At 64.2% G+C, this 26929-nt stretch carries 24 protein-coding genes, 1 tRNA gene and 1 pseudogene; 11 read left to right on the plus strand and 15 right to left on the minus strand.

Annotation, left to right across the window (positions count from 1 at the left end; genetic code table 11):
- Positions 1-35: 35 nt before the first annotated feature.
- Positions 36-1457 (plus strand): MFS transporter, encoded by a 1422-nt coding sequence (locus EB233_RS21995; protein ID WP_064992282.1) that lies wholly within the window; start codon positions 36-38, stop codon positions 1455-1457.
- A 35-nt stretch (positions 1458-1492) separates the two neighbouring features.
- On the opposite strand, the gene EB233_RS22000 is transcribed toward EB233_RS21995, so the two are convergent.
- Both EB233_RS22000 and EB233_RS22005 read right to left on the minus strand, forming a co-directional pair.
- Positions 1493-2206, minus strand: coding sequence for an RlmE family RNA methyltransferase (locus EB233_RS22000; RefSeq protein ID WP_027051479.1), 714 nt, complete (start codon positions 2204-2206; stop codon positions 1493-1495).
- Positions 2203-3558 (minus strand): Ppx/GppA phosphatase family protein, encoded by a 1356-nt coding sequence (locus EB233_RS22005; RefSeq protein WP_064992334.1) that lies wholly within the window; start codon positions 3556-3558, stop codon positions 2203-2205. Before EB233_RS22005 ends, EB233_RS22000 begins: the two co-directional genes overlap by 4 nt.
- A 417-nt stretch (positions 3559-3975) precedes the next feature.
- On the opposite strand from EB233_RS22005, the gene EB233_RS22010 reads away from it, so the two are divergent.
- Positions 3976-4908 (plus strand): lysylphosphatidylglycerol synthase domain-containing protein, encoded by a 933-nt coding sequence (locus EB233_RS22010; RefSeq protein ID WP_064992281.1) that lies wholly within the window; start codon positions 3976-3978, stop codon positions 4906-4908.
- Positions 4909-5095: 187 nt separating this feature from the next.
- A tRNA-Gln gene (locus EB233_RS22015) sits at positions 5096-5169 on the plus strand.
- Positions 5170-5173: 4 nt separating this feature from the next.
- On the opposite strand, the gene EB233_RS31870 is transcribed toward EB233_RS22015, so the two are convergent.
- Positions 5174-5368 (minus strand): hypothetical protein, encoded by a 195-nt coding sequence (locus EB233_RS31870; RefSeq protein WP_064992280.1) that lies wholly within the window; start codon positions 5366-5368, stop codon positions 5174-5176.
- A gap of 76 nt (positions 5369-5444) precedes the next feature.
- Between EB233_RS31870 and EB233_RS31875 the strand changes: the two are divergent.
- A pseudogene (locus EB233_RS31875) lies at positions 5445-5576 on the plus strand (ABC transporter permease); the annotation flags it as partial.
- A gap of 65 nt (positions 5577-5641) precedes the next feature.
- Here the strand turns inward: EB233_RS31875 and EB233_RS22025 are convergent.
- The 10 genes from EB233_RS22025 to EB233_RS22070 all read right to left on the minus strand — a co-directional run bounded on the left by EB233_RS22025 (position 5642) and on the right by EB233_RS22070 (position 15689).
- Entirely contained in the window at positions 5642-7003 is a 1362-nt protein-coding gene (locus EB233_RS22025) for a M24 family metallopeptidase (protein WP_064992333.1), read from the minus strand.
- Between the two features lie 80 nt (positions 7004-7083).
- Positions 7084-8142, minus strand: coding sequence for an ABC transporter ATP-binding protein (locus EB233_RS22030; protein ID WP_064992279.1), 1059 nt, complete (start codon positions 8140-8142; stop codon positions 7084-7086).
- On the minus strand, positions 8143-9162 hold the full coding sequence (locus EB233_RS22035) for a dimethylarginine dimethylaminohydrolase family protein (RefSeq protein ID WP_064992278.1): 1020 nt from the start codon (positions 9160-9162) through the stop codon (positions 8143-8145).
- Positions 9163-9208: 46 nt separating this feature from the next.
- Complete coding sequence (locus tag EB233_RS22040; protein WP_064992277.1) at positions 9209-10018, minus strand: ABC transporter permease; 810 nt, start codon at positions 10016-10018, stop codon at positions 9209-9211.
- Positions 10015-10854 (minus strand): ABC transporter permease, encoded by an 840-nt coding sequence (locus EB233_RS22045; protein WP_064992276.1) that lies wholly within the window; start codon positions 10852-10854, stop codon positions 10015-10017. Before EB233_RS22045 ends, EB233_RS22040 begins: the two co-directional genes overlap by 4 nt.
- Before the next feature lie 48 nt (positions 10855-10902).
- Entirely contained in the window at positions 10903-11922 is a 1020-nt protein-coding gene (locus tag EB233_RS22050; protein WP_244277833.1) for an ABC transporter substrate-binding protein, read from the minus strand.
- 115 nt (positions 11923-12037) lie between these two features.
- A complete protein-coding gene (locus EB233_RS22055; RefSeq protein ID WP_064992274.1) occupies positions 12038-13144 on the minus strand; it encodes a LacI family DNA-binding transcriptional regulator in 1107 nt (368 codons plus the stop codon).
- A gap of 118 nt (positions 13145-13262) precedes the next feature.
- Entirely contained in the window at positions 13263-13976 is a 714-nt protein-coding gene (locus tag EB233_RS22060; protein WP_064992273.1) for a GntR family transcriptional regulator, read from the minus strand.
- Between the two features lie 66 nt (positions 13977-14042).
- Positions 14043-14984: an NAD(P)-dependent oxidoreductase gene (locus EB233_RS22065; protein ID WP_064992272.1), complete on the minus strand. Its 942-nt coding sequence runs from the start codon at positions 14982-14984 to the stop codon at positions 14043-14045.
- A 3-nt stretch (positions 14985-14987) separates the two neighbouring features.
- Positions 14988-15689, minus strand: a complete 702-nt coding sequence (locus EB233_RS22070) for a class II aldolase/adducin family protein (RefSeq protein ID WP_425487714.1) — start codon at positions 15687-15689, stop codon at positions 14988-14990.
- A gap of 560 nt (positions 15690-16249) precedes the next feature.
- Here EB233_RS22070 and EB233_RS22075 point away from each other — a divergent pair.
- Positions 16250-16894, plus strand: coding sequence for a LysE family translocator (locus EB233_RS22075; RefSeq protein WP_032916742.1), 645 nt, complete (start codon positions 16250-16252; stop codon positions 16892-16894).
- A 24-nt stretch (positions 16895-16918) separates the two neighbouring features.
- Here the strand turns inward: EB233_RS22075 and EB233_RS22080 are convergent, their stop codons facing one another.
- Together EB233_RS22080 and EB233_RS22085 are read right to left on the minus strand one after the other, a co-directional pair.
- Positions 16919-17548, minus strand: a complete 630-nt coding sequence (locus EB233_RS22080; RefSeq protein WP_064992270.1) for a hypothetical protein — start codon at positions 17546-17548, stop codon at positions 16919-16921.
- A gap of 202 nt (positions 17549-17750) precedes the next feature.
- Positions 17751-19031, minus strand: a complete 1281-nt coding sequence (locus EB233_RS22085) for a YadA-like family protein (protein WP_244277832.1) — start codon at positions 19029-19031, stop codon at positions 17751-17753.
- A gap of 515 nt (positions 19032-19546) precedes the next feature.
- Between EB233_RS22085 and EB233_RS22090 the strand changes: the two genes are divergently transcribed.
- The 6 genes from EB233_RS22090 (at position 19547) to fabG (ending at position 26919) form a co-directional block, all read left to right on the plus strand.
- Positions 19547-20695 (plus strand): helix-turn-helix transcriptional regulator, encoded by a 1149-nt coding sequence (locus EB233_RS22090; protein WP_064992268.1) that lies wholly within the window; start codon positions 19547-19549, stop codon positions 20693-20695.
- Between the two features lie 259 nt (positions 20696-20954).
- Complete coding sequence (locus EB233_RS22095) at positions 20955-23225, plus strand: propanediol/glycerol family dehydratase large subunit (protein ID WP_064992267.1); 2271 nt, start codon at positions 20955-20957, stop codon at positions 23223-23225.
- Positions 23222-23641 carry a diol dehydratase small subunit gene (locus tag EB233_RS22100; protein ID WP_064992266.1) on the plus strand — a complete coding sequence of 140 codons (420 nt, stop codon included), beginning with the start codon at positions 23222-23224 and terminating at the stop codon, positions 23639-23641. Before EB233_RS22095 ends, EB233_RS22100 begins: the two co-directional genes overlap by 4 nt.
- A gap of 9 nt (positions 23642-23650) precedes the next feature.
- On the plus strand, positions 23651-24349 hold the full coding sequence (locus tag EB233_RS22105; protein ID WP_064992265.1) for a cysteine hydrolase family protein: 699 nt from the start codon (positions 23651-23653) through the stop codon (positions 24347-24349).
- Positions 24350-24447: 98 nt separating this feature from the next.
- Positions 24448-25974, plus strand: coding sequence for an APC family permease (locus EB233_RS22110; RefSeq protein WP_064992264.1), 1527 nt, complete (start codon positions 24448-24450; stop codon positions 25972-25974).
- 180 nt (positions 25975-26154) lie between these two features.
- Entirely contained in the window at positions 26155-26919 is a 765-nt protein-coding gene (fabG, locus tag EB233_RS22115) for a 3-oxoacyl-ACP reductase FabG (RefSeq protein ID WP_064992263.1), read from the plus strand.
- Positions 26920-26929 lie beyond the last annotated feature (10 nt).

Here is a 26929-nt window from a genome sequence, read left to right on the forward strand (position 1 = left end):
TCATGCAATTTTTTTGACCAATTCGGACGCGTTCGTTGAACCGCATTATTCCGCTCATCCTGGCGGTCGCGCTTTTCATGGAAAACATGGATTCGACCGTCATCGCGACATCGCTGCCGGCGATCGCCGTCGATATCCAGACCAGCCCGATCGCGCTGAAACTCGCGCTGACCGCCTATCTGGTGTCGCTGGCCATCTTCATTCCGATCAGCGGCTGGATGGCTGACCGTTTTGGCGCCAAGAACGTCTTTCGCGCCGCGATCGCGGTGTTCATCGCCGGTTCGGTCGCCTGCGCGCTCTCCGGCTCGCTGCCGGCTTTCGTGGTATCGCGCTTCCTGCAAGGTATCGGCGGCGCCATGATGACGCCGGTCGGACGGCTGGTGCTGGTGCGCGCGACCCCAAAGAGCGACCTGGTCGCCGCCATGTCGTGGCTGACCGTTCCCGCGCTGGTCGGCCCGCTGGTCGGCCCGCCGATCGGCGGCTTCATCACCACGTACTTCACCTGGCACTGGATTTTCCTGATCAATGTGCCGATCGGCCTGATCGGCATCTGGCTGGCCACCCGCTTCCTGCCGGAAACCGAATCGATGGAGACGCCGCCGCTCGATTTCATCGGCTTCGTGCTGAGCGGCGTGGCGGCGTCGGGCGTGGTGTTTGGCCTGTCGGTCGTCAGCCTGCCCTATCTGCCGCCGGCGACTGGTTTGATCACGATCGCCGCCGGGCTAATTTCGGGCGCGCTCTACCTGATGCATGCGCGCCGCGCCAAAAACCCGCTGCTGGCGCTCGAGCTGTTCCGCAACCAGGTGTTTCGCTCGTCGGTGCTTGGCGGCAGTCTGTTCCGCATCGGTATCGGCGCGGTACCGTTCCTTTTGCCGCTGATGTTCCAGATCGGTTTCGGGCTGACGCCGTTCCAGTCCGGCATGATCACCTTCGTCTCGGCGATCGGCGCCATCGGCGTGAAATTTATCACCGCGCTGATCTTCCGGCTCGTTGGTTTCCGTCGGGTGCTGGTCTGGGGCTCGCTAATCGCGGCTGCATCTATCGCTATCTACGGCCTGTTCACGCCAGAGACGCCTTACGCACTGATGCTGGCCATATTGCTGGTCGGCGGCTTCATCCGCTCGATGTTCTTCACCGGCGTCAACGCGCTCTCCTATGCCGAGGTGTCGGCCGAGGACACCAGCAAGGCAACGCCGATCACGGCGGTGTTCCAGCAGCTGTCGATCGCGCTCGGCGTAGCGCTCGCCGGCGGCATTCTGGAAGTGTCGACCTCGATCCATGGCGGGCCACTGCGGCTCGCCGACTTCCATATCGCCTTCTTCATCGTGGCCGCGGTCTCGGCTGCGGCATCGCTTTCGTTCATGCGGCTGGCGCCCGACGCCGGCAACGCCGTCTCCGGCCATGGAAGGCTGACGACGCCCAAGGCGCTGGAACCGGTAAGATCTCCGGGAGAATGAGGACAGGTTCTCCCGCAGTGGGAGAAGGGAAAACGCTACTCTCCGACCGATTCTCGCCCTTTGAAGTCTTTCGCCAACAGATAAAGCTCCACCGACTCATCCCGCGAGGCCGGGGGCTTGACGTGGTGGACGGAGCGGAAATTCTTCTTGAGCATGGACAGCAGTTCGTTCTCGGCGCCGCCCTGAAACGTCTTGGCGAGGAAATGTCCGCCCGGCTTCAGGACGGACAGCGCGAAATCGGCCGCGACTTCGCAAAGGTGCATGGTACGTATATGGTCGGTCCGCTTGTGGCCGGTGGTCGGCGCGGCCATGTCGGACAGTACGACATCCGGGTTCCCGCCCAGCGCCTCGGCCAGCTTGCGAGGCGCATCCGCGTCCAGGAAATCCATCAACAGCACCGGCGCGCCTGGCACGGCATCCATTTCCAGATAGTCGATGCCGACGACATGCGGATTTTCCGCCGTCGATTTCGTGCGCGCCGCCGCGACCTGGCACCAACCGCCGGGAGCGGCACCGAGATCGATCACCTTCATGCCGGGTTTCAGCAGATGGTGCTTGTCGTCGATCTCGATCAGCTTGTAGGCGGCGCGCGAGCGGTAGCCGTCGGCCTTGGAGCGCTGGACGTAGGGATCGTTGATATGCCGCTGCAGCCAGCGACGTGACGATTCCTTCAAGCCGCTCTTCTTCTTGATCCGCGTCTTCAGCACGCGAATGCCGGCCGAGCCTGGGTTTTCCGGTTTCTTGGTCATTGACGGCCACGTCCATCGTTGCGCCAGACGCCGTCATCGGCCATCAGCTCGCTCAATATGCCTTCGCGCAGGCCCCGGTCAGCGACGCGCAGCCGCTCCGACGGCCACACAGCGCGGATCGCCTCGAGGATAGCACAGCCGGCCAGTACCAGATCGGCGCGGTCCGCACCAATGCACGGATTTGCGCAGCGCTGCTGGAAATCCCAGCCGACCAGCCGCTCGACCATGCGGTCGACGCTGTCGCGATCCATCCACAGCCCGTCGACCCGACGGCGATCGTAGCGCTCTAGATCGAGGTGAACGCCGGCGAGCGTCGTCACCGTGCCGGAGGTGCCGAGCAGGTGAAAATTCGGGCTGGCCTTGAGGTGGCTCAGCCGATCACGGCCATCGAAAGCCGCCAACCGGCCGGCGACGTCGTCGACCATGGCTGCGAAGGTGTCGCGCGTCACCGTGCGGCCGCCAAAGCGCTCGGCCAGGGAGACGACGCCGACCGGCAGCGACGTCCACGAGACGATGTGGTTGGCAAGCCGCGGCGAACGGCGGCCGGTGAGATCGATCAGTGCTATCTCGGAAGAGCCGCCACCGATATCGAACAGGACGACGCCTTGCGTGTCGCGCTCGACCAGCGAGCCGCAGCCGGATACAGCCAACCGTGCCTCGGTCTGGCGGTCGATGATCTCGAGCTTCAGGCCGGCCTCGCGCTCGACGCGTTCGAGGAACTCGACACCGTTTTCGGCCGAGCGGCAGGCTTCGGTGGCGATCAGCCTGGCCTTCCTGATCTTGCGGCTGCGCAATTTGTCGCCGCAGATCTTCAGCGCCTCGACGGCGCGATCCATCGCTGGCTGGCCGAGCCGGCCATTGGCGGTGAGCCCCTCGCCCAGCCTGACGATGCGCGAGAAGGCGTCGATGACGCGGAACTGGCCATGCCGCGTCGGCACCGCCACCAGCAGCCGACAATTGTTGGTACCGAGGTCGAGGGCGGCGAACACCGGAAGCTCGTGCACTGGCGGTCGGCGCGTGCCCTGCTCCGGGCGCGGCGCTGGAACGACGGGAGAGATCGCCGGCGCAGCCGGCTGCCTCGCCTCCAAAGCCGGGACAGTCGCCTTGCCTGGCGATCGATTGCCCTGGGGGGCCTCGTCGCGCGCGAAAACCTTGCGCCCGCGCCGTCGCTTGCGCCGCTTCTTGGGCTTGCCCTTCTGGTGATGGGTCGCGTCGCCCGCCTGGCCATCGGCGGAGCGCGGCTCCGTCGGGCGGCGTTGCTGCCAACCGGCTGTCCCCGGGCCCGATGGGCCTGGGGAAGCGCTGGACGCGCCCACCTCCGACGCGCCTGCGCCGGTGTCGCGGTCTTCCACTGTCGTTCCTTCCGGCGCCGCGCGAACCGGTGACGGACGCAGCAGGCGCTTTGGCATGTTTCAAGTTGCCGCCAGATTAACAGTGCCGCGCCCGATCACCAAGAGCCGCATGCCGAATTTTGCCGGCTGGGCGCGAACCGCTTTTTGGGGCGGCGTAATGTCCCCGCAAGGCTGGATTGGTAACGCCGTATGTGCGTGGACAGTCCCGCATCGAAGCCGATGCCTTTGCCGTTGCAACTGCCCTTGCGCTGCATTCGGTGTGGGCGGACCTTGCCGGCGGCCGGGCGCGACAAGTGTTCGCGGTTGAATAGCCGGCTTCGATGAGGCATTTCTGAAATGAACGGAGGAATCCGGAAAACCGGAGCCTCCCCCATCAAGAGAAAAGGACGCGGACAGGCAGCGCATGGCAATCAGGCAATGAACTGGAGACGCTATTTCTGGCCGGTGGTCGGTATCGCCGCGGTGATTTTCTCGCTGCTGCTGCTCTGGCACGAACTGCGCGGCATTTCACTCGACGATGTCTGGGCAGGGCTCACCGCGATTCCAACCCGCGGCTGGGTGCTGGCGGGTCTCAGCTCTGTCATCGCCTATGCGGCACTCGCCGGCTACGACCACATCGCGCTGCTCCATATCGGCAAACGCGTGTCGTGGCTGTTCGTGACGCTGTGTTCCTTCACCACCTACGCGCTGTCGCACAATATCGGCGGCTCGGTGTTTTCCGGCGCCGTCATCCGCTACCGCGCCTACGGCACCAGGGGGCTGACCGGCCAGGATGTCGGCGTGCTGGTGGCGATCTGCTGGATCACCTTCGTGCTGTCGACGATCCTCGCCTCCGGCCTGGTGCTGGTGTTTGAGCCTGAGATCATCGACCGCTTTTCGGGCATCGCCCATCACGGCTTGTCGGAAGCAGCGGGCATAGCGATGCTGATCCTCGTCGGCGCCTACATATTCGGCAGCTGGTTGCACCTGCGCCCGCTGAAGATCGCCAGCTTTCAACTGCATTATCCGGCGCTGCCCATCGTTGCCAGGCAATTGCTGATCGGCCCGATCGAATTGCTGGCGGCGGCGGCGATCATCTTCTTCGCCCTGCCCGAGGTCCACAATCCCGGCTATTTCGTCGTGCTCGGCGTCTTCCTCGTTTCCTTCTCGGTCGCCCAGATCTCGCACGCGCCGGGGGGACTCGGCGTGTTCGAGGTGGTGTTCCTGGCCGGGCTGTCCGACATGGACCCGGTCGGCGTGCTGGCGGCACTGCTGGTGTTCCGTCTGTTCTATCTGATCATCCCGCTGATTCTGGGCCTGGGCGTGGTGCTGTTCTTCGAGCGTTCGCAGTTCAGCCGGACAGCGAGTTGAAGCACACCCAGCGGCCCTCCTCCCCGTTCCCGGGGAGGTGCCGGCAGGCGGGGCGAAGGGCTGCGCAAACTTGTGCGATTGGCCAATTTGAACAGCAGAGCAGGCTTGACTATTTTCCGCTGGCGGCTACAAGGCAGCGCTCAAGCGGCTCAGCCGCTCGGCCCGCGCGGTTCATGACCGCGCCTGCTGGGGAATAGGTTAACGGTAGACCCACGGACTCTGACTCCGTTAGTCCTGGTTCGAATCCAGGTTCCCCAGCCAACATTCATCTGAAGCTTTTCCTGCCCTTATGACGCGCCGCATCGGCAACGCCGATGATGTCGGCCAGCTCGAAGCCGACCTCGAAGTGGGTTGGGCCTACCGACTGCTCCAGCTCTACGGCAATCGCAAGCCACTTGCTTTCGACGGGGATTGCCCCGGCCGCGCGCTTCGTCTGCGCAACGGCATTCCCGAGCCGCATGTCAATAGCATCGCCTCCACTTCGTCTCCCGAGCAACGCGGCATGCAAAGCGGTGTCTTCGAGAACCAGGATGTGCCTTCCGAGTTGCTTGTCGGCCCTGCCCTATCTGGCGACAATCATCGTGCCGGTCCTGATCTCGCGAAACCGCCAGATGCTGGCGCTGCATTTCCCGGCGTCGTTGGCCAAACCCTTCCGCCCGGACACCTGAAAGAAACGGACTATTCCCTGTTGCCTCAGCCCGTCTGCGTCGCGGTCGCACAGCCTGAAGCTTCCTCAGTCGCGACCCAAAAGCTTGCCGCTGGCAAGCCAGAAGGGCGGCAAGCAGAGCGGGATGGCTGACAACAGCAGGATATCCTCCTTCACCGTGATGCCGATGCGCTCGGCGACAAACCGGCGGCGCGTCTCGAACCGCTGCGACAGCGCCGGATGACGCTGGGCGATTTCGGCACGCAGGCCGGCATCGGCGAAGGTTACCGGATCCTCGCTGTTGAGCGTCCATCCATCGGGCATTGGCACGGGTATGATGTCGACCTGGAACGGCATGCCCGAAACGATGCGCTCGGAGGAGCCGGGACGGATCGGCGAGTTCATCCACTCGTCGAGCCCGACGAGATGGCCGGGATTGAGGGCTGGGCGCAGCTTGCCACGCGCCAACGTCGAAATCACGGCCTCATGGATCGCGCCGCCCTCGGCGCCGATGCCGGCCGCCTCGTACCAGGCGATCAGGCCGCGGAAATAGGCCTTCGCCACGTCCAGAAATGCATCGTCATGCTCGGCAATCAGGCCGCCTCGGGCGGTCAGCCCGCCCCAGTAGCCGACCGCCGTGGTGGCGCCATCATTACGCTTCGGGACACGGGCCGTAGGACTGCGCAGGCCTATCACCTGGCCGGACGCGTCATTGGTCGCCAACATCGGATGGCAGTTCATCGGCTCGCCCGCATAACCCATGCGCGAGGCTGCCATAAGCTCGGTATCGCCGAGCGTGAAGCCGCTCAGGATACGCCACACGGCCATGGAAGACCGGGCCGCGCCCCATTCGGCCTCGGCAATTTGATCGGCATCGACGACGGCGCGCAGCCCGTTCGTCTGGTGCATGAGGACCGGCGTCGCATCGGTGATCGACGACGCGGACACGATCGAAGCGATTGCATCGACGATAAAGGCTGGCACGAAGAAGGTCGGACGCTGCGCGGGCCATTCTTCCCTCTCGAGATATTTCCAGCCGACCAGGCCGACACTGTCGCCTGGAGCGACGCCGGCCTCGCGCAATACGGCCACGAGGTCCGGCTTCTGCGTGCGGTCCTGCGCCATCAGGCTCAGGGACTGCGCCAGCATGGTGATGAGGGCTGGCAGTCCGGCGACGGGCGTATAACCGAGATTCTCGTTGCCGGTGACGACGATGCGCTGACCCGGTTTGCCGAGCAGCAGGATCGCCTCCTCGAAACGTGGCTCGAAGCCGGTCAGGAAGGCGATGTTGGCGGCATGCTCGCGATCGGCGTAGACGGCGAGCCAGTCCGTGTCGGCGCGCTCGAGCGCGTTGGCGCAACGTGCCTCGTAGGTCGCGGCCGGAATGGCGGGACGCTCGACTGGAATGCCGAAATCGGGGATGTCGATGGTGCGAAGGCTGATGGTCATCATGTCTCTCAATCTGTCAAGGGATGCGGATTTCGGCCGGATTTGATCCTCAATTGAAGGCGCCGCGGACGGATGCCGTCCTATTCATCGGCCATGAAGCCGATGCTCGAGGGCAGCACGCTGCAGGTGACCTTGCCACCGGCAGCGACATCGCGAGCCGTTGCCAAGGATGCCAGGACCAGGAGTTCCTGGCCGTCCGGGGTTGATACGGTTACACGCTCGGACGAGCCGACGAAGGAAACGTCGGCGACAACAGCGGGAAAGGCGATGGCCCCAGGCCGCGGCTCGCCAATGGCGATGTCTTCCGGCCGCATCCAGACCGTGAGCGCCGACCGGCCATGCCGTGACGCATCGTAGCCCTCGGGCATCGGCGCCCTGGTCCCAAACAGCTCGATCCCGCCATCGATGGCGCGCGCCGAAACGATGTTGTTGCCGCCAAGGAAGCCCGCGACAAAGCGCGAGGCGGGCGCGCGGTAAATGTCGCGGGGAGTGCCGACCTGGACGATGCCGCCATTGTGGAAGACGGCAATGCGGTCCGACATGGCATAGGCTTCCTCCTGGTCGTGGGTAACATAGACGAAGGTGACGCCGGTTTGCCGATGCAGCCGCTTGAGTTCACGTTGCATGATGTCGCGCAGCGTACGGTCGAGCGCCGACAGCGGTTCGTCGAGCAGCAGTATCTTCGGCCCGAAGGCCAGCGCGCGACCGATCGCCACGCGCTGCTGCTGACCGCCCGACAATTCGCGCGGCTTGCGCGAGGCCAGCTTGTCGAGACCAACGAGGTTGAGGACTTCTTCGACCCTTGCCGCAATCCTGGCCTTGTCCCATTTGCGGACCCTCAAGGGGAAGGCGATGTTGTCCGCGACGTTCAAATGGGGAAACAGCGCATAACCCTGAAAGACCAGTCCGAAATTTCTGTCCTCCGGGTCGACGCGCGTGATGTCGACGCCATCCAGCAGGATGGCGCCTTCGTCCGGTTTGGCGAACCCAGCGACCGACATCAAAAGCGTCGTCTTGCCCGATCCCGAAGGGCCGAGCAAGGTCACGAACTCCCCCGCCTCGATCGACAGGTCGACCCCGTCGAGGGCGACGGCGGACCCGTAGGTCTTGCGGAGGTTTCTGACGTCGAGGAAGGACATTCAGATCGGATCCCGGGCGAGCGGACCCGTCGAGCAATGGATGCCGCCTCCGTTCAGTTCGATGCATTCATAGTCCAGCGTCAAGATCTCGATGCCGGCGGCGTCGAGCCGGTCGGCCAGGCGCGGTGTGCGGGTGGCGTGCATGACGACGCGACCGGGCGCGATCGCCAGGCAGTTCAGCGAGAACGCGTTATCCTCCGGCGGCAGCTCGATCAGCTTCATGCCGCGCTTGTTCAGATACTCGATGAAGACGTAGGGCAATTCGTTGATGTTGATGATCGCCGTCTCCTTGTCGATCATCATGAAACTGCCGTCGATGTGGATGCGATAACCCGGCATCGGCACCTTGATCAGCTCGACGCCGAGGCTGTTGAGGATCATCTCGACCTGCCGCACGCCCTCGGCGTTGCAGGCGACGGAGACGGAGCAGACCGCCGTCTTGTCGTCGAGCAGCGCGAACCCGCCGCCTTCGAACACGGCCTCGCCATGCAGCGTGCCGAGAATCGGGCAACCGGCCCTGGCGAGCGCCTGGGTAACCATCAGTTCCTCGCCGCGGCGTGCGCGGCGGGCAAGGCGGGTCACGATCGCACCGCCCTTCACGCCGATGACGCTGTCGCGGCAGAAGGTCGACTTGAGCGCGCCGGGCGCGGCCTTCTCCGTGAGGATGACGTCGACGCCCTCCGACCGCAACAGCTTGGTGAAGCCATCATGGGCAGCCTGCATGGCGGCGAGATCCGGCGGCGTCTTGCCCATGAAGTACCAGCCCTTTTCCGGATCGCCGAAGCCGCCGATCTCGGGCATCGACTTGTTCTTGTCGACGACGTTGATCTCCTCGCCCGGCCGGTGCATCAGCACGGCGCGCAGCTTGCCGACATCATTGCTGCAACCCCAGGGCCGACCCCAGACGCGGGTCTGTTCTTCCGGGTCGTGGAAAGCCGGCGTTGGAACGGAGCCGAAGGTCTGGAAGAACTTGGCCTCGCGGTATTCGTGCTCGCTCATTGCGGCGCTGTGAGCAGTCATGTCTTCGATTTCCTTTCTGAAACAAGCGAAGCTGTTGAAGGTCGTGTCATGGCCGGCGCTGGGCGATACGGTCCCAGACGGTCATGCGCAGGATGAGGCCGACGATGGTGACCGCCAGCATGACGGTTGCGATCGCGGCCAGCGCGGGGTCGACGGCATCGGCGATGCTCGTCCAGATCTTGCGCGGCAAGGTGACGATGCCCCGGCTGGTGATGAACAACGTTACGGTGATCTCGTCCCAGGAGACGATGAAGGCGAGGATCGCTCCGGCGACCGTGCCCGGCACGATGTTGGGCAGGATGACGCGGCCAAAGATCGTCTCTGGGCGCGCGCCGAGTGAGCGGGCCGCCTGCACCAGCCTTGGATCGAGGTTCGACAGCGAAGCGCCGACCGCCAGCACCGCGAGCGGCATCGCCAGGATTACATGGACGATGGTGACGCCAAGCCATGTGTCGAGAAGGCCGAGCTTCGACCACAGCCGCACCATGCCGACCGCATAAATGATCGGCGGCACGATCAAGGGCGACAGCAGCACGACACGCAGGATCGACGGCCAGCGGCCGACATAGACCCAGGCGCCGATGGCGAAGGCCACCGAAGCGGCCGTCGCCACGACACTTGAAGCCACCGCGATGCCGAGGCTGGTGAGGATGCTCGGCATCCAGCCCGCGCGCCAATTGGCCAGGGCGGCGAAATGGTCGAATGAAATGCCGTTGTTGGGCAGTGACAGGTAGTCCCGGTCGGTCAACGCCACCGGAATGACCACGAGCACCGGAACGAACAGGAAGGCGAGCAGCAGCCAGGCGAAGACCTTCGGCAGCGCGCGTTCGAGCAGGCGGCGGGTGCGCGGCGTCATTTGCGGTCACCTTCGAAGGCCGCGCGCAACGCCGGGCTGCGCATGGCCAGCGCCACAAGGATGCCGACAACGAGCAGCAGCATCGTCGACAGGGCCGTCGCCACGCCCCAGCGCAGGGTCGAGGATATCTGCACGGAAATGTATTCGGCGACCATAAGCACCCTGCCCGCGCCGAGGATCGCCGGCGTGACGAGGAAGCCGAGCGAGAAGATGACGATGAACAGGCCGGCGATTGCCAGGCCGGGCACGCTGAGCGGCAACCAGACGCGAAAGAAGATGGTGACCGGGCGCGCGCCAAGCGACCGCGCCGCCTGGATGATCCTGAGGTCGATCTCCGACAGGTTCGCGTAGAGCAGCATGATGGCGAAGGGCATCATGTAATGCACCATGCCGACGATGACCCCAAACTGGTTGTAGACCAGTTCAAGAGGCTCGCTGACGGCTCCGCTGCCCACGAGGGCCGAGTTGAGCACGCCATTGCGGCGCAGGATGGTGATCCAGGCAAAGGCGCGCACCAGCACCGATATCCAGAACGGCACCATGACCATGAACAGCGCGACGCGGCGCGGCGCTGGCGACATATGAACCAGCGCGAAGGCGACGGCATAGCTCATGACGATCGTAAGAACGGTCGTCACCGCCGAGACGATGACGGTCGTACGCACGACGCGTCCGATCGCGGCGTTGTGAAACAGAGCCACATAATTACCGAAGCCGAGGGTCGGCTCGGTGAAACTGAGCGCCAGCACCTGAAGGATGGGCAGCACGTAGAGACACAGAGTCAAAAGCGCCGCCGGCACCGTCAGGCAGAAGGCCCAACGCTGGAATGACGTCATGGTGTTTCGAACCTCCACCGGCTGTTGGCCGGTGGTAGGTCTCCGATGTTAGCGTGAGATGAAGTCGAGGAACTTGTTCTGCAGTTCGGCCTCGTTGTCGGCATAGTATTGCGCCGAGATGGGCAGACCCGTCTTGGCGTTCTCGGGGGCCAGCGAATAGACAGCCTTGTCCTCGGCGGTCATCAGCGCCAGCGCCTTCGGGTTCGACGGGCCGTTGCCCATGATGCGCAGCAGCGTCACCTGGCCTTCAGGGTCCATCGACGAATTGATGAAGTCGAAGACCTTCTTGCCGGCCGGATTGCCCTTCGGCACCGACCAGGCGCTGGCGAACATCAGGTTCTGGTTCCAGGTCCAGGTGTAGTCCGGGTTTTCCTTGCGCAACAGGTTGGCGCGCGTATGCCAGATATTGCCCATGACCACCTCTCCGTCACGGAAGAGTTGCTGGCTCTGCGCGCCCGACTCCCAGAAAATCAGGTGAGGCAGCAGCGGCTCGAGCTTCTTGAAGGCACGATCGACGTCGAGCGGGTAGATCTCTTCCGGCTTGACGCCATCGGCTAGCAGCACGGCTTCGAGCTGCCCCTGGATCCACTTGCACATGGTGCGCTTGCCGGGAAACTTCTCGAGATCGAAGAAGTCGTTCCAGCCTGAAGGCGCCGTGGCGCCGACCTTCTTGGCGTCATAGGCCAGCACGTTGGAGTAGGTGTAGTTGCAGATGCCGAATTCGGCCGCGAGGCCTTCGCCGACAAGCGACTTGTCGACGATCGAATAGTCGATCGGCTCGACATAGCCGCCCTTGCCGAGCACCACGGCGTCCGTCATGCCGCCATCCGTGACATCCCAGGTGACGTTCTTGGAATCGACCATGGCGCGGATCGCACCGGTCGCCGGGCCGGTGCCGTCGATGACGACCTCGATGCCGGACTTGGCCTTGAACGGCGCGCCATAGGCCTTCTGAAAGGCTTCGAGCGCAGCACCGCCCCAGTTGCAGACGACGATTTCCGACACCGCGGCGGAAGCCCGCCCCGGCCTGAAGGCGACCGCGAGACCAAGCCCGGCCATGGCGGTCATGAAGCCTCGGCGATCGATCTTCCCTGTTCTGAACTTATCAAGCGCAATCAACGCTGCGTCTTGACCAAAGCGATTGTTGGACATGTCTGTTCCCCTTTCACGTCCGCGGAAGTTGCTAATTTTCTGGTTCTTCCTCCCTGGCCGACACCGGGAGCCCATCAGGGCTTCCGGAACCGGTATGCCTTGTCGAACGTCCTGATGGACGGCCGTGTGGCGGCGCGACCGAGCCGCGTGTGACGAGTTCGACGCCGACCCGTTCGATCACCGTTTCGGTTTTCCCGCCGCTGATGAAATCGAGCAGCATGTTGACGCCGCGCGTGCCGAACTCAGCCGCCGACTGACGTACCGTGGTCAGCGCCGGCGCGAGCAGGTCCGCATTGTGGATATCGTCGAAGGAGACGAGCGAAATGTCGTCTGGAATGCGGATGCCGGCCTGCCGTGCGGCCCGCATGGCGCCGGTGGCCAGCATGTCGCCGAAGGTGAAGATCGCGGTCGGCGGCTCGTCCTGCTGCAGAAGGTCGAGAAACGCGATCGAGGCCGGCGCCTCCTCGTATTCACAGAACCTCAGCAGTGCGGGATCTGCATGAAGATCGACCTCGCCAAGCGCCCGCGTAAAGCCGTCGAGGCGTTCGGTGGTGCTGAGAAGCCCCCTCGGCCCGCCGATGGCGGCGATGCGGGTATGGCCGCGGCCTATCAGATGACGTGTCGCCAGGAGGCCGCCATGGACGTTGTCGGCGAACAGTCGCGGCGCCTTCGCACCCGGCACGTCCTCGTCGAGGAGCACGACGTTTCCGGTCTCGTTGATCCGCCGCAGGAGCCGCCCGTCATCGTGGTGGTTGGTGAGAAGCAGGATGCCGTCGACCTGCCGGTCCTCGATGCGCGACAGGAAGGAGACTTCCTTCTCCACCAAGTTGCGGCTGTTGAACATCAGGAGATTGTAGCCGTGCCTCGCGGCCTCGGCCTCCGACGCGCTGGCGATCTCGGCGAACAGCGGATAGGCAATGTCGGCGGTGATGAGACCGAGCGTCTCGCTCTTGCCGCTGTTGAGCCTGCGGGCAATGGCGTTGGGGCGATAGCCGAGGCGTTCCGCCGCCTGCCCGATGCGGCTGGCCGTCGGCTCCGGCAGGCTGATCTGCCCATTGAGATGACGCGAAACGGACGTGACGGACACCCCGGCTGCCCGCGCGACGTCGCGAATGGTGACTTTCAACCTTCCCGACAAGCGGCCCCACTCCCGCGAGACATGCGCGGATATCCATTTCAGTAAACCGGTTTCATAACCGGCCAAAAAAAGTCTCGGAACGCCTCCGCATCGAAACGCGAGCGGGCGACGGCGGCGTTCAAGAAAGGTCTCCGGTCCGGAAGAACTCCTGATGCTCTCGCTTCAGGGCAACCTGATCCAGGTCCGTATTGCGGATGTGCGCCGCGATGAGCCGTGCGCCCTCGCCCATATCGCCGGCCCGGACCGCGTCGAAAATCGCGCGGTGCTCGGCGATGATCGAGCGGATATGATCCGGCTTCATACCGATCAGGAACTGGACGCGCATCATGTCGGCCGAAACGTGCTGGCATGCCGTCCACGCCCGTGGATGCGCGAAAGCGCCGAGCAGGCCTGCATGGAAGGCCATGTCGGCGCGGTGCAAGGCGCCCATGTCATCGCCGTGGACAAGACGCTCCTGCGCCCGAAGCGACAGTTCGATCTCGTCCAGCATGGCCGGATCGGGCCTGATGCCGGCGTTGGCGATGACAGCGCTTTCAAGCGTGGAGCGGATGAACACCGCCTCGCGGACGCGCGCCATGTCGATCAGCGAGACGCGGGTGCCGGTCTGGGGTGAAATCTCGATCAGGCCCTCGTCGAAGAGCCGCGTGAATGCCTCGCGCACTGGGGTGCGGCTGATGCCGAGCGACTGGGCGACATCCGTTTCCGAGATATTGGCACCGGGCGGAACGCGGGCGGTGATGATCGCTTCGCGCAGCTCGACATAGGCCTTCGCCGAGATCGTGTTTCGACGCTCGCTCTGATCCGGCAGGAGTGTGGCGCTCAACTTCAGCATGGCTGTATGCTGGCATTCAGGCTCATTTCGAGTCAAGCACATTTTCTGTGCAGTCGCGAGATCGGCTCAATTTCCGATCATTCTTCCAGGTCTGACCAATCCCGGAAGCGGGCGCCCACTTTCCAGCGCCGCAACGACGGCGGCGATGGACGCCGCGGCACCCCGTGGCGTCGGCAGGCCGGCGCGATGAGGCGTCAGCCGGACGCGTTCATGCCCCCAGAACCAGTGTTCGGCCGGGGGTGGCTCGACGGGAAAGACGTCCAGCCACGCCGCGCCGACCCAACCTCGATCGAGGCCGGCGCGCAACGCCTCCTCGTCGAGGTGATCGCCGCGGCCGAGATTTACGACATAAGCGCCGGGCGCGAGGCGGGAAAACAAGCAGTCCGACAATATGCCCTTCGTTTCCGGCCTGGAGGGCAGCAGATTGACCAACACGTCGGCGCCGTCGACACACGCACCGAGCCCGTCGTCGCCATACTGACAGGCGACGCCGTCGATGCGGCGCACGCTTCGCGACCAGGCGGATACCAGGAAGCCGGCGGCCGAAAGCCCTTGCGCGACATGCATGCCGAGCGGACCCAGGCCAAGGACAGCCGCCCGCAGCGACCCACGTGTCCGGTTCTGACGATCGGGCTGGCGCCACAGGCGGGCATGCTGGTCCGCTCTGATGACGATGTCGTCATGCAGGCGCGCGAAGACCGCATGCATGGCATAGTCAAGCAGTTGCTCGGCCTGGCCTTGATCCTGCAGCCGCGCGATCGGGAGATCGGCCGGGATACGGGGATCATCGAGAAGCTGATCCGTTCCCGCGCCGAAACAGAAGATGGCACGCAACGAGCGCGGCAGGGCGATCATCTCCTTGGGCAGATGCCAGGCAACCAAAAGGTCGTATTCCGCGCCATCCGCCAGATCAGGCCATCGGACGAAGTCCGCCGATGGAAGCGCTGCACGCAATGCGCGCTCGAATGAATCACTGTAGGCAAGCGGATCGGCGACGACGATCCGCATGGATCAATGCCCGTCGACGGGCATTCCGGCAAGCCGGCGCAGCGCCAGCCATTCCAGCTCCGCGGCGCCGTCCGGATCCGCTTCATACTGCCTGGCGGTGCGCTCGCACACTTCCTTGCTGGGCAGATGGATGGGGCGCCCGCTGCCCAATACGGAAAGTTGGATTCGGCATGCCTGCTCGAGGTTGTACATCAAGGCGAAAGCCTCTCCAACGGACCGTCCGACGGTCAACAGCCCATGGTTTCTCAGGATCATGGCGCGATTGGCACCGAGATCGGCGACCAGGCGCTCCTGCTCCCCGGGGTCGAGCGCGATGCCCTCGAACTCATGATAACCGACCTGCCCGTAGAAGAGCAGCGACGTCTGGTTGAGCGGCAGAAGCCCCTCCTCGAGGCAACTGACCGCAACGCCGGCCGCGGTATGCGTATGCATGACGCAGATCGCATCCGGGCGCGCGGCGTGGACCGCCGTATGGATGACGATACCCGCCGTGTTGATCGGCACCTGCTGGCCGCGCATCTGCTGACCATGGTGGTCGATCACGGCCAGCGATTCCTGCGTGACTTCTCGAAAAAGATCACCGTAACGATTGATCAGCAGGAGTTCCGGCTCTTCGGGCAGACGCGCGGATATGTGCGTGTGGATGATATCGTCCATTCCGAACCGGGCGATCAGCCGATAAGCCGCCGCCAGATCCTCACGCATGGCCATTTCAGCAGTTGACATCGTTCCGGCCCGGCCTTCTGTTTGACAACATCCGGATACTTGAATTCCTGTATGCAGTCAAATGACCGCGCGGAACTCGGTTGAAAGCGGGTGCCGGACTTGCCGCGCCGAACGCCAACGGAAAATCAGTAAAAAACAGAAGCCGGGAGTCGAGCCTAATCCAAATGGTGGACGCCGCGATGGTTCATTTGTGATTGGGTGCATCGGCTTGAGGTTGGACTGAGTCTAGGGCACGTGACGCGCATCAGGAGAATTGCAGATTTCTCCGCCGCCAGTAGCGCGTCCTCACATTAGTCAGGTCTTAAACTCGCCGAACTGAGCGGCGCCTATACGCGCAGAAACATTACATCTAGCTAATACCTGGAGAGAACCTTCACGACGACGTGCTTGTCAGCCCCGCCAACAGCCGTCTTGCCGGAAGAATGTCGAAGCAGCTCACGAAAGCGGGGCGACCGTTGCCGGCCTTGGCCAGCATCTGGCCCAGGCTGGTGCCTGGCTCTGAACCCCGACGACGTGCGGCCAACGGAAGATCTGTTCGCATGTCGGGTACAGCAGACCTTTTCCTCAGTGCGATGCGTGGGGCCTTGCTGGGGTTCGCGGTCGCGGCTCCCATCGGTCCCACCGGCCTCCTATGCGTGCAGCGCACGATCGCCGGCGGCATCGCGCCGGGTCTGGCCACCGGCTACGGGGCGGCGACCACCCACTCGGTCTACGCCTCCATCGCCGCCGCCGGGCTCGGGGCGGTGGCGCATTTGCTGATCGGCTGGCACATGCTGCTGCAGCTCTGCGCCGGCCTGTTCCTGCTCTACATGGCGGTGACGGCGGCGCGGCTGACGCCGTCGCTGGACAGCGCCCTGCAGCGGCGCATGCCATCGGGCCGGGCCTATGTGACGGGGCTGATCTGGACGCTGGGCAATCCGATGACGCTGCTCGGCTTCTTCACCCTCACACCGGGGATACTGGGGGCCGGCATGCCGTCCTGGCAAACCCTGGCGCTTGTCTCGGCCGGTGTGCTGCTCGGCTCGGCGGCCTGGTGGACAACACTGACGCTGGCCACCAACCATCTGCGCAAGCGGCTGAGCGCGCGCGGGCTGCGCACCGTCAATCTTGTCTTCAGTTCGGGCCTGTTCGTCTTCGCGCTGTCACTGCTGGCCAGCGCCCTGCGCATCGGGTTGCTGTCGTAGTGGCGGCTGAATGCGCATGCCGCTTCAAGGTTTTGCTGTCTTCTTCGGTTGGACGGCCATCGAGGGTGCATCCGGTGGCAGGCCGGCATCGTCCGGTTTCTGCTGCTCGGCGACGGGCGTGTCGGGCGCCTGCGGCGCTCCCGAGGTAAGGTTGACCGACACGCCGTAGATTTTCCACTGCCGGTTCGCCGGCTCGAACAGAAGCTCGAAATTGACCTGCATTGGCACCGACGGGAAAAAACCGGCCATGTGCAGCATGCCGTTCGGTTCGATCTGGGGCAGCAAGGTCAGTTGCGGATCAAGCACCGCGACGGCGCCGAAGTCGAGCGCTTGCTTGCGCTGGTTGGCGAAGATGTCGCCGAGCCCGGCTGCGCTGTTGGCCTGGAAATTGGGCGAGCCGAGATCGCGCAGCACGGTGTAGTTGCCGGTCTTGTTGGCCTGGTCGAGCGCCAGCAGCGTGCCGCGGATCAGGATCAGCACGCCGTTGCGGTCGATGTTGGCCGGGCGAGCGGCATGGACCTTGTCGCCCTTCTCGGTCTTTTTGGTTTGGGCGTCCGCAACGTCCAAGGGTGCCGTCATCAAGCCGGCCGACAGCAAGCCTGTCACCATGGCCTGCGTCATCCGCGCTGTTGAGAGAAATCGCCGGCGCTTCATGTCACCTCTGGAACTGACGCGGAACCCGAGCCTTGGGCGGGGAAAACAGGCGGTCGCGTCCGCAGGTCCTGGACGCGACCGCCGCCGGCTCTTTCAAGCCTGCCCCCTCGCACTCGATAAGCCCTGAAGATCGGAGACGCCTCTGTTGCGCCAGCAAGGCATGCCGCGCCGAAACCGAAGACCCCGCATCACGCCGACCGCCTCAGTTCAGCGTCCACGATGCGCCGACGCTGACGCCGACATCGCCTTGCCTGGTGGTGGCCGACAAGGCGGCGTTGAGGCGGAAATCCTCGCTGGTGTTGTAACCAAGGCCGAGCGCCAGCCCCGATTGTCCCTTGAAATAGCCAAAGCCGCCGGCCAGCGACAGTTTTTCAGGCCTGTCGTCGTAACGCAGCCCCGCCGTCGCTAGCGCCAGCGCGGTGCCGGCACGGGCTTCGGTGCGGGTTTCGCTGATCTGGTCGCCGAGATTCTGGATACCAGCCTCGAGCGCGCCGACACGTCCGTCGAGTTGGGTGATGTTGCTGGTGTTGGTGGTCACCCTGGTGTCGAGGTCCGCGATCTCGGCGGTGTGCACCGCAATCGCGTTGGTGTTGTTGGTGATGCGCGTCTCATGGTCTGCAAGTTCGGTGGCGTGGCTGCTCACCGTGCTGTTCAAAGTGCTGATATCGCTGCTGTTCTGGGCGACCTGTGCCGGCAGGTTGGCAAGCGTCGCGACATCGAATGTCGACGCGGCCAGATTGCCGCTACTGTCCGTCGTCAACAGATAGGTGGGACCGGCTTGCGCGGCCTTGCCCGCCTGCGAAGCGACGCCGGTCAGCGTATAGGTGCTGTTGCCCGTGCCAATCATGACCTGGTTGTCGCGCGTTGTCGTCGCGCCAACGCCGATGGCGACGGAGGCCTCGTAGTTGGCCGTTGCATCGGCGCCGAGGGCAACGGCGTTCACGGCATTTGCCTTGGCCGCGTTGCCAAGGGCCGTGGCGTTGCCGCCGTTCGCCTGCGCCGAGCTGCCAAGGGCCGTCGCGTCCCCGGCATTCGCCTGGGCCGAAGTACCAAGCGCCGTGGCGTTGGCCTGGCCAATCGCGCTGGCGCCGGCCTGGGCTCCGGTGCCGATGGCCGTTGTATTCGCATTGTTGTAGTCGGTGGTTAGGCCGCCCGCGTTCACGTCGAAAACGAGTCCACCGGCGCTCGCGTTGAGGCCGAGCGCTACGCTGTTGTCCCCGAAAGCACCCGCGCCATTGCCGATCGCAGTCGAGAGAGCACCATCGCTATTGGCGGATCTTCCGCATGCCGTGCCGCCGCCTGACGTCTGCGCGAAAGCCGCTCCACCATCCGCACCATTGAAATCCTGGCAGATGACGCCTGCCGCCCGTGCCGGCGCGACGGCGACAAAGCCGGCGGCCGCGACCGCCACGAATACCGCTGTCCCGAGAGCCGGCACTTGGGAGGATGCCAGCCCACCGAAAACCGCCGTCGCGGCCGACACGAGTCCATTGCCTTTTCGCCCTTGGCGCCTTGTCGCGACTGTTTCGCTTTTTGCCTCGGCAGCGGCGTCTTCCGATACGCTCACGCATCCAATCGTTCCCGCAATCACGTTTCAAAGCCCTCGCTTCATTGCCAATTGATCGACCCCTGCCGGCGGCTGCCGGTCCCACGCGAATGGCCGGGCCGGGCGGGAGGTGCTCCGGCCATGGCTGGGCTGACAATCAAGCAGTTGCGCACTCGGCGGTTGTGCCGCCGTCCCCGAACAGCACTCGCCTTGCAAACACCGATGTCCCCGAATTCCGCGCAGGACCGCAGCACCCGACGGGCGCAAACGAACACAAAGAAAATGCCGCGTCTTCCACCATTCGGTGGATAGCGACGGCCAGAGTTCGATGGTACCGCCGAAGCTGGATCTCCATCTTCGGGAGATGATGGGGCTTGCCCAATCCGGGTCATGTGTTCATTTTGTTGCGATGCAACAAAGGTTTTGTTGCCGTGCGGCAAGGGAATGGTGCGATGCGCTCTGCTTTCTCGATGGCCCAGTTGTCCGAACTGATCGGGCTGATCTACGACGCCGCGATCGATCCCGCGCGCTGGCCCGTCGCGATCGAGGAGATGCGCATCGCCCTTGGCTTCGGGACCGCCGCCATCCGGCTGCAAGCGTTGCCGTCGGGCGAGGTGCTGCTCAACGTAACCAGCAACATCCCGCACCCCTATGTCGACCAGATGGTCAGCTACGGCGCTGAAATCGTCGAGCTATGGGGTGGCATGGCGGTGGTAGGCTCGCTGCCGATGGATCGGCCGGCGGTGTTGAGCCAGCTCAATCCCAACCTCGACACCACGACGAACCGCTATTTTGTGGAAGTCGGCAGACCGCAAGGCATGATCGATTCCCTGGCACTGCCGCTCGCGCGGGATGGGCGTGGTCTCGGCTCGCTGTCCTTCAGCCGCCATGCCGATGCCCCTCCCATCAACGATCAGCAGATAGAGGCCGCCCGATTGCTGATCCCTCATCTCCAGCGCGCCGCGACGATCAATCGGCTGCTGGACATGGCGGCGATCGCCCGGTCGACCTTCCAGACGGTGCTCGACACGCTGACGGCGCCGATCTTTCTCACCACCGCCGATCTGCATGTCGTGCATGCCAATCCAGCTGCCCAGAACATCGTCGCCACGGGCGAACTGCTGAACATCCGCAACGGGGTTCTCAGCACCAGTGTCGCCGCCGTGTCCAGCGCGTTGGCCGTCGCGGTATCTCAGGCAGCGCAGGACGAGAGCGCCATCGGTCGCAAAGGGTTGGGGGTTCCGATACGCTGGCGCGACGGCTCAGCTGGAGCCTTGCACGTCCTGCCGCTGCGACCGGGGCGCGGGGCGTTCGATGCCAGCGTGGTCGCGGCGGTGTTTGTCGCACGGGCGGACACTCCGTTCGTCGCGCCGACCGCGCTGGTCGCGGCATTGTTCGGCCTGACGCCGGCCGAGGCGCGTGTCTTCGAGCAGATCGCAGCCGGCCGCACGGTTGAGGAGACGTCCGATGCTCTCGACATCGGCCGCAGCACGGTCAGGACGCATCTGCTGCGGCTGTTCGAGAAAACCGGCGTGCGGCGACAGGCCGAACTGGTCCAACTCGCCGCATCCCTGGCGTCGCCCGTGGCTGGCGCGGGTTAGCTCCATGGGCACGCCAACGCGCCTCCCGGGCGATTCCCATCGCTGACAAGACCGGTGGCCAGTTGCGCGGGCCTGTTTCAGCCCGGCAGGCCGACCCACAAGCCGACTTTGTCGACCACGCTGGAGAGCGATGCCTTCTTGGACAATAAGTTCTGCCTGCGGCAAGCAATGGCGCCAGGCCTTCGGCGAGATTCGATCCGGGCCATTGTGTGACGAGCGGGCATTCAATAGTCTTTCCGCTCGGTCGAGGAACGCACGCATGACGCCGAGAATGAACCGCTGGAAGCGCTTCGCCGACTGGGACGAGCGGCCGTTGCGGCTGGACAAGTTCGCGGCGGAAGACCCTGCCAACGGCTTCTCCGCCTTCTCCAGCCCAGCCGATCCCAAACCTGGCATCGGCATCAAGGGCGGGCGCGTCGTGTCCCTCGATGGAGTGCTCGAGCACGACTACGACATGATCGACCGCTTCATAGCCCGCCATCACATCGACCCGGAGGTGGCGTCCGAAGCGATGGCGCTGGACTCGGCGACCGTCGCACGCTGGCTGGTCGACATGAACGTGCCGCGCGAAACACTGGTGCGGCTCGCGCATGGCATGACACCTGCCAAACTCGCCGAGGTCGTATCGCAGCTCAACGCCTTGGAGATCGCCTTCGCCTACTCGAAGATGCGGGCACGCAAGACGCCGGGTAACCAGGCGCATGTCACCAACGCCAAGGACGACCCGCTGCAGCTCGCCGCCGATGCCGCGACCGCCGTCGCCTTCGGCTTCGACGAGATCGAGACGACGATGCGCGTGTCGCGCAACGCCTGGTCCAACGCGGTGGCGTGTGCAGTGGGCGGCGCCGTCGGCCGCTGGGGAACGCTGTTCCAATGCTCCAGCGAGGAGGCGGAGGAACTGCGTATCGCCATGGCCGGCTTCACGTCCTATGCCGAAACCGTTTCCGTCTACGGCACCGAAAAATCGTTCACCGATGGCGACGACACACCATGGTCCAAGGCATTTCTCGCTGCCGCCTACGCATCGCGCGGCGTCAAGATGCGCTGTACGTCGGGTGCCGGCTCCGAATTGCTGATGGGCTTCCATGAGGCGAAATCCCTGCTTTACCTGGAGGCACGCTGTCTCTGCCTGCAGCGCGGCATGGGGGTGCAGGGTACGCAAAATGGCGGCATCGACGGGGCGCCTTTGACCGCCACCATACCTGGCGGCGTCCGGGAGCTGATGGCTGAGAACCTCATCGCCGTCTGGCTCGATCTCGAATGCGCATCAGGCAATGACGCGCGCTCCACCGAATCGGAGATTCGCGTCGGTGCCAAGATCCTTCCCTACCTGATTGCCGGCTCGGACCTGATCTGCTCGGGAATGGGATCGATCCTGAAATACGATAACTCATTCAACCCGTCGCTGATCAACGGCGAGGAGTTGGAAGACTATCTGGTGCTGCAGCGCGACTTCGAGGCCGATGGCGGATTGACGCCTCTGCCGGAGTCACGCGCGATCGAGTTGCGCGAGCGGGCGGTGGAGGCGATCGCCGCCGTGTTCGAGGAACTCGGCCTGTCGACGCCGACCGAGGACATGAAGACCAGCGTGGTCTACGCCTCCGGCTCCGACGATACGCGCAGCCTGATGCCGCGCGACGTGAGCTTCATCAGCGAGGCCATCAAGGAGCGCGGCATCACCGTGATCGATGTGGTCAAGGCGTTGGCCAACCGCGGGTTCCGCGAAGAGGCCGAGAACCTGCTGAACGTGGTGAAGCTGCGCCTTTCCGGCGACTATCTCCAGACCTCGGCCATGATCCGCAATGGGCGCATCGTCAGCGCGGTCAACGACCCGAACGACTATCTCGGCCCCGGCTCCGGCTATCGCGTGTCCGAAGAACGGCGCCTTCAGCTCAACGACATCCGCGATGTGCTGGACCAGAAAGAAGTGCTGCGCTCGGAAGCCCTGCACGAGAAGGACGAGGCAAAGCATATCCGCTATCGCAACCTTGGGCCGGCAGCCGACGGGTCGGCGACCGACGATGTGGTCATCGGCATCAGCCCGGCCTTCGGCTTGAAGCTCTACCGGACGACGGCCGGACATCGGCTGTCCCAAGTGCTTGGCGCCATGCTGGATGCGATCCGCGCGCGCGGGCTCAAGGCGCGCGTCGTCCGCTTCCGCCATACCGCCGATACTTCCTTCCTCGGCCTGTCCGCCGCGCGGCTTGCCGGCAGCGGCATCGGCATCGGCATCCAGGCCAAGGGCACCGCCGTCATCCATCAGCGTGACCGCCAGCCGCACAACAATCTGGAACTGTTTTCCAATGCGCCGATCACCAGGCTCGAGCACTATCGCGCTCTCGGCGCCAATGCGGCGGCCTATGCGCTGGGCGAAATGCCGGAGCCCATCGTGGTGCCGCAGCGAGGCGAGGCCATGGGGTCGCGCTACCATGCGCGCGTCGCCCTCATCTACGCCATCGAAACCGGGCTGACCGAGGCCGGCGCGGCTCCCGAAGAGGTCGAAATCATCCTGACGGGAGCGAAATCGTGACCCATACGCGTGCCGACTATCCGCTCGCCGAAACCCAGCCTGGCGCCGTGACCGGCAAGCACGGCAAGGCGCTTCCGGAGATCACGCTGGATGCGGTGCTTGCCGGCGAGGTGACGATGGAAGACCTTCGCATCACGCCGCAAGCGCTGCAGGCCCAGGCGGACGTGGCGCGCGATGTCGGCAGGCCCACTCTCGCCCTCAACTTCGAGCGCGGGGCGGAACTGGTCGAGGTGCCGCAGGATTTCATCATGCAGGTCTACGAACTGCTGCGCCCAGGCCGCGCCAAGTCCAAGGAAGAATTGCTCGAGGCCGCCGCCACGATGCGCGAGACCTACCAGGCCGAACGCATCGCCCGTTTCATCGAGGAAGCCGCCGAGACCTACGCGGCGCGTGGCCTGTTCACGTTCCGCTTCTGAAAGGACCGCATGAGCTGGAAAACCGGATTCCGTTCGCTCTACTACCTCGGCGCGCCCGAACCGGATGATCCGGTGCTGGTGCCAGCACAAACCGCCATCCTGGTCATCGATGTTCAAAACACCTACCTGGAACGGCCGGATCGCGCGTCGCTTTCACCGCAGGAACAGCACCGCTACGATCTGTGGACGCCGTTCCACGAGCGCATGCACGGCACGGTCATTCCAAACACGGCAAGATTGCTGGCATTGGCACGGCAACATGGCATCGAATGCCTTTTTGCCCGCATCGCCTGCCACACCAGGGACGGGCGAGACCGCTCGCTCTCCCAGAAAATGCCGGGCTGGAACAATTTGCTGCTGCCAAAGAACGACGCGCCATCGCAGCTCGTTGCCGAGCTTCAGCCGACCGGCGACGAAATCGTCGTGACCAAGACCACCGATTCCGCGCTGACTGGGACGAATCTGCGCCTCATCCTTCACAATCTCGGCATCAGGAACGTCATCTGCTGCGGCATCTTCACGGACCAGTGCGTGTCCTCGACGGTGCGTAGCCTGGCGGACGAGAGCTACGCCGTCATCGTGATCGAGGATTGCTGCGCCGCGGCGACCGAGGAGCTCCACCGCAAGGAGCTCGAAATCATCAACATGATCTACTGCCACGTGATGTCGAGCGCCGAGCTATGCAAAATCATGGCCTTGGCAAAGTGACGCAGCGTCCGTAGTGTCATGGCTGCACTCGCAGGCCGGGAAACATCGGCCGCCACGTGCGGGGACCAAATACAGCTGTCACGAATGGAGAGGGCTTCATGGCCATAGAAACTGCACGCGGGACGATCGACGTCTCGAAGAGTAACAGCATCAATCTTTTGCACTCGAAGGCCGTAGGGCTCGCGGGAGTGCTCTTTCTGGCCGTCACCGGCGCGGCGCCAATGTCGGCGATGCTGGGCAACGTCCCGTTCGCGGCAGGCTACGGCATCGGCAAATACACGCCGGCCGCCTTCCTGATGGCGACGGTCGTGCTGACCATCTTCTCGGTCGGCTACGCGGCGATGGCATCGCGCGTGTCGTCCGTCGGCGGCTTCTACTCCTTCATCAGCCAGGGGCTCGGCCGCGAGGTCGGCATGTCGGCCGGCATTGGCTCGCTCGCCTGCTACTCGCTGTTCGAGGCCTCGCTGACCGGACTGTTCGCATTTTTTGGCAATCTGTGGCTTTCCCAGCACTTCGGCATCAACGTGCCGTGGATCGTCCTTGCGCTCGGCATGATCGTGGTTATCGCAGCCCTCGCATACCGCGACGTGAAGGTGTCGGCACGGTTGCTCGGGATCGCCCTCATTCTTGAAGTCATCATGCTGGTGATCTTCTCGCTGGGCGTGCTCTTCGCTCACGGCCCGACGAACTTTTCCGGCGATTCCTTGAATGTGTTCAAGGTGTTCACGCCCGTCACCGAGCAGAAGGTCGGCGATGTGGCAATACCCGCCGGCGAGGCCGCGGTCGGCATCTTCATGGCGTTCTGGTCGTGGGTCGGTTTCGAGATGGCGCCGAACTATGCCGAGGAATCCCGTGATCCCAAGCGCATCATTCCGCAATCGCTGCTGATTTCGGTGATTGGCCTTGGCCTGTTCTACACCTTCGTCAGCTGGTGCGCGGTGGCGGCCTATCCTACCGAGGCCGACATGGTCGCCAAGGCCTTCTCCGACGGGGTGAACTTCTTCCTGACGCCCGTGCAGACTTTTGTCGGCGGCTGGGGCTACCAGCTGATGTCGCTTCTCATCCTGACCAGTTCCTTTGCCTGCGGCATGGCCTTCCACAACACCGCTTCCCGCTACCTTTACTCGCTGGCGCGCGAGGGCGTCCTGCCACAGGCGATCGCCGAGACGCATGATCATCACAAAAGCCCCCACAAGGCTTCGGCGCTGCAGTCGGTGCTGGCGGCGGTGTGGGTGCTGCTCTACGGTCTGGCCTACGGCTTCGACGATCCGTCGGGACAGGCCTGGCTTGGCGTCTATACGCTATTTGCGGTGCTTGGCACCGGACTGCTGCTGGTGCTGCAGGCCGTCGTCTCGCTGGCGATCTACATGTGGTTCAAGAAGAACGGCGGCGGCAGCATGCTGACGACCGTCATCGCGCCGTTGATCTCGCTGGTTGTCCAGCTGGTCCTCGTCTACACGCTGGTGGCCAATCTCGCGACGCTGGGCGGCACCAATGGCTTCGCCAGGAGCATCCCCTATGTCGGGCTTGCGATCCTTATCGTCGGCCTGATCTGGGGCTTCGTGCTGAAGTCAGCCAACCCCAGGGCATACGACAACATCGGTCACATGGTCAACGAAGGCTAATGCATGTCGCCCAAAAGTGACCTCGGTTTTGGGAGAACGACATGCATGAGACAAAGACCTAAGGCGCGTCGCCTTAGTCCGTTTCATCGCTACGCGCCTTAGGGCCGGTCGCCCTGGCATCCTTTTCGGCAACGGGGACAGGTCTCGCCCTGTCCCCGTCTCATTTCGGAGCTTCAGATCATGACCCAGTCCTTGAAGGGTCGGTCCGTCATCGTTACCGGCGGGTCGAAAGGCATCGGCAAGGGCATAGCGCGGGTGTTCGCGTTGTCGGGCGCCAAGGTCGCCATCATGGCGCGCCATCTCGACCAGGCCGAAGCCGCGGCCGCCGAGATTGACCACGGCGCCTTCGGCGTGGTTGGCGACGTCACCTCGCTCGCCAGCGTCGAGAGCGCGTTCGCGGCGGTCGCCACGAGAAACGGCGGCATCGACGTGTTGTGTGCCAATGCCGGAATCTTTCCGCAGGCGCGGCTCGAGGACATGACTTCACAACAATGGGACGAGGTTGTCGACACCAACCTCAAGGGCACCTTCCACGCGGTCAAGGCTGCGGTCGCCTATCTCAGGAAATCCGACCAGGGCCGCATCGTGCTGACGTCGTCGATCACCGGCCCGGTCACCGGCTTTCCCGGCTGGTCGCACTACGGCGCCACCAAGGCGGGGCAGCTCGGCTTCATGCGCACGGCCTGCATCGAGCTGGCGAAATACGGCATCACCGTCAACGCCGTGATGCCGGGCAACATCATCACCGAGGGCCTTGCCGGCCTTGGCGAGGATTACCAGAAGACCATGGCCGCCTCGATCCCGCTCAAGCGGCTCGGGACAGTGGAGGACATTGGCCACGCCGCGCTCTACTTTGCGTCGAAGGAAGCAGGCTACGTGACCGGACAGACGATAATCGTCGATGGCGGCCAGATCCTGCCGGAGAGCCTGGAAGCACTGACCTGATATTGGTGCC

It is taken from the genome of Mesorhizobium erdmanii, assembly GCF_013170725.1.
Lineage (GTDB): Bacteria > Pseudomonadota > Alphaproteobacteria > Rhizobiales > Rhizobiaceae > Mesorhizobium > Mesorhizobium erdmanii.

Excerpts from the sequence above, each read along its gene's own strand:
- EB233_RS22035 (WP_064992278.1), bottom strand. The coding sequence starts at position 9,162 with ATGACTGCTCACAGCGCCGCAATGAGCGAGCACGAATACCGCGAGGCC.
- EB233_RS22110 (WP_064992264.1), top strand. The coding sequence starts at position 24,448 with ATGGCCATAGAAACTGCACGCGGGACGATCGACGTCTCGAAGAGTAAC.
- fabG (WP_064992263.1), top strand. The coding sequence starts at position 26,155 with ATGACCCAGTCCTTGAAGGGTCGGTCCGTCATCGTTACCGGCGGGTCG.
- EB233_RS31870 (WP_064992280.1), bottom strand. The coding sequence starts at position 5,368 with ATGCGGCTCGGGAATGCCGTTGCGCAGACGAAGCGCGCGGCCGGGGCA.
- EB233_RS22065 (WP_064992272.1), bottom strand. The coding sequence starts at position 14,984 with ATGCGGATCGTCGTCGCCGATCCGCTTGCCTACAGTGATTCATTCGAG.
- EB233_RS22070 (WP_425487714.1), bottom strand. The coding sequence starts at position 15,689 with ATGCGTGAGGATCTGGCGGCGGCTTATCGGCTGATCGCCCGGTTCGGA.
- EB233_RS22040 (WP_064992277.1), bottom strand. The coding sequence starts at position 10,018 with ATGACGCCGCGCACCCGCCGCCTGCTCGAACGCGCGCTGCCGAAGGTC.
- EB233_RS22010 (WP_064992281.1), top strand. The coding sequence starts at position 3,976 with ATGAACTGGAGACGCTATTTCTGGCCGGTGGTCGGTATCGCCGCGGTG.
- EB233_RS22080 (WP_064992270.1), bottom strand. The coding sequence starts at position 17,548 with ATGAAGCGCCGGCGATTTCTCTCAACAGCGCGGATGACGCAGGCCATG.
- EB233_RS22000 (WP_027051479.1), bottom strand. The coding sequence starts at position 2,206 with ATGACCAAGAAACCGGAAAACCCAGGCTCGGCCGGCATTCGCGTGCTG.
- EB233_RS22060 (WP_064992273.1), bottom strand. The coding sequence starts at position 13,976 with ATGCTGAAGTTGAGCGCCACACTCCTGCCGGATCAGAGCGAGCGTCGA.
- EB233_RS22025 (WP_064992333.1), bottom strand. The coding sequence starts at position 7,003 with ATGACCATCAGCCTTCGCACCATCGACATCCCCGATTTCGGCATTCCA.
- EB233_RS22075 (WP_032916742.1), top strand. The coding sequence starts at position 16,250 with ATGTCGGGTACAGCAGACCTTTTCCTCAGTGCGATGCGTGGGGCCTTG.
- EB233_RS22095 (WP_064992267.1), top strand. The coding sequence starts at position 20,955 with ATGACGCCGAGAATGAACCGCTGGAAGCGCTTCGCCGACTGGGACGAG.
- EB233_RS22090 (WP_064992268.1), top strand. The coding sequence starts at position 19,547 with ATGCGCTCTGCTTTCTCGATGGCCCAGTTGTCCGAACTGATCGGGCTG.
- EB233_RS22045 (WP_064992276.1), bottom strand. The coding sequence starts at position 10,854 with ATGACGTCATTCCAGCGTTGGGCCTTCTGCCTGACGGTGCCGGCGGCG.
- EB233_RS22105 (WP_064992265.1), top strand. The coding sequence starts at position 23,651 with ATGAGCTGGAAAACCGGATTCCGTTCGCTCTACTACCTCGGCGCGCCC.
- EB233_RS22050 (WP_244277833.1), bottom strand. The coding sequence starts at position 11,922 with ATGACCGCCATGGCCGGGCTTGGTCTCGCGGTCGCCTTCAGGCCGGGG.
- EB233_RS22030 (WP_064992279.1), bottom strand. The coding sequence starts at position 8,142 with ATGTCCTTCCTCGACGTCAGAAACCTCCGCAAGACCTACGGGTCCGCC.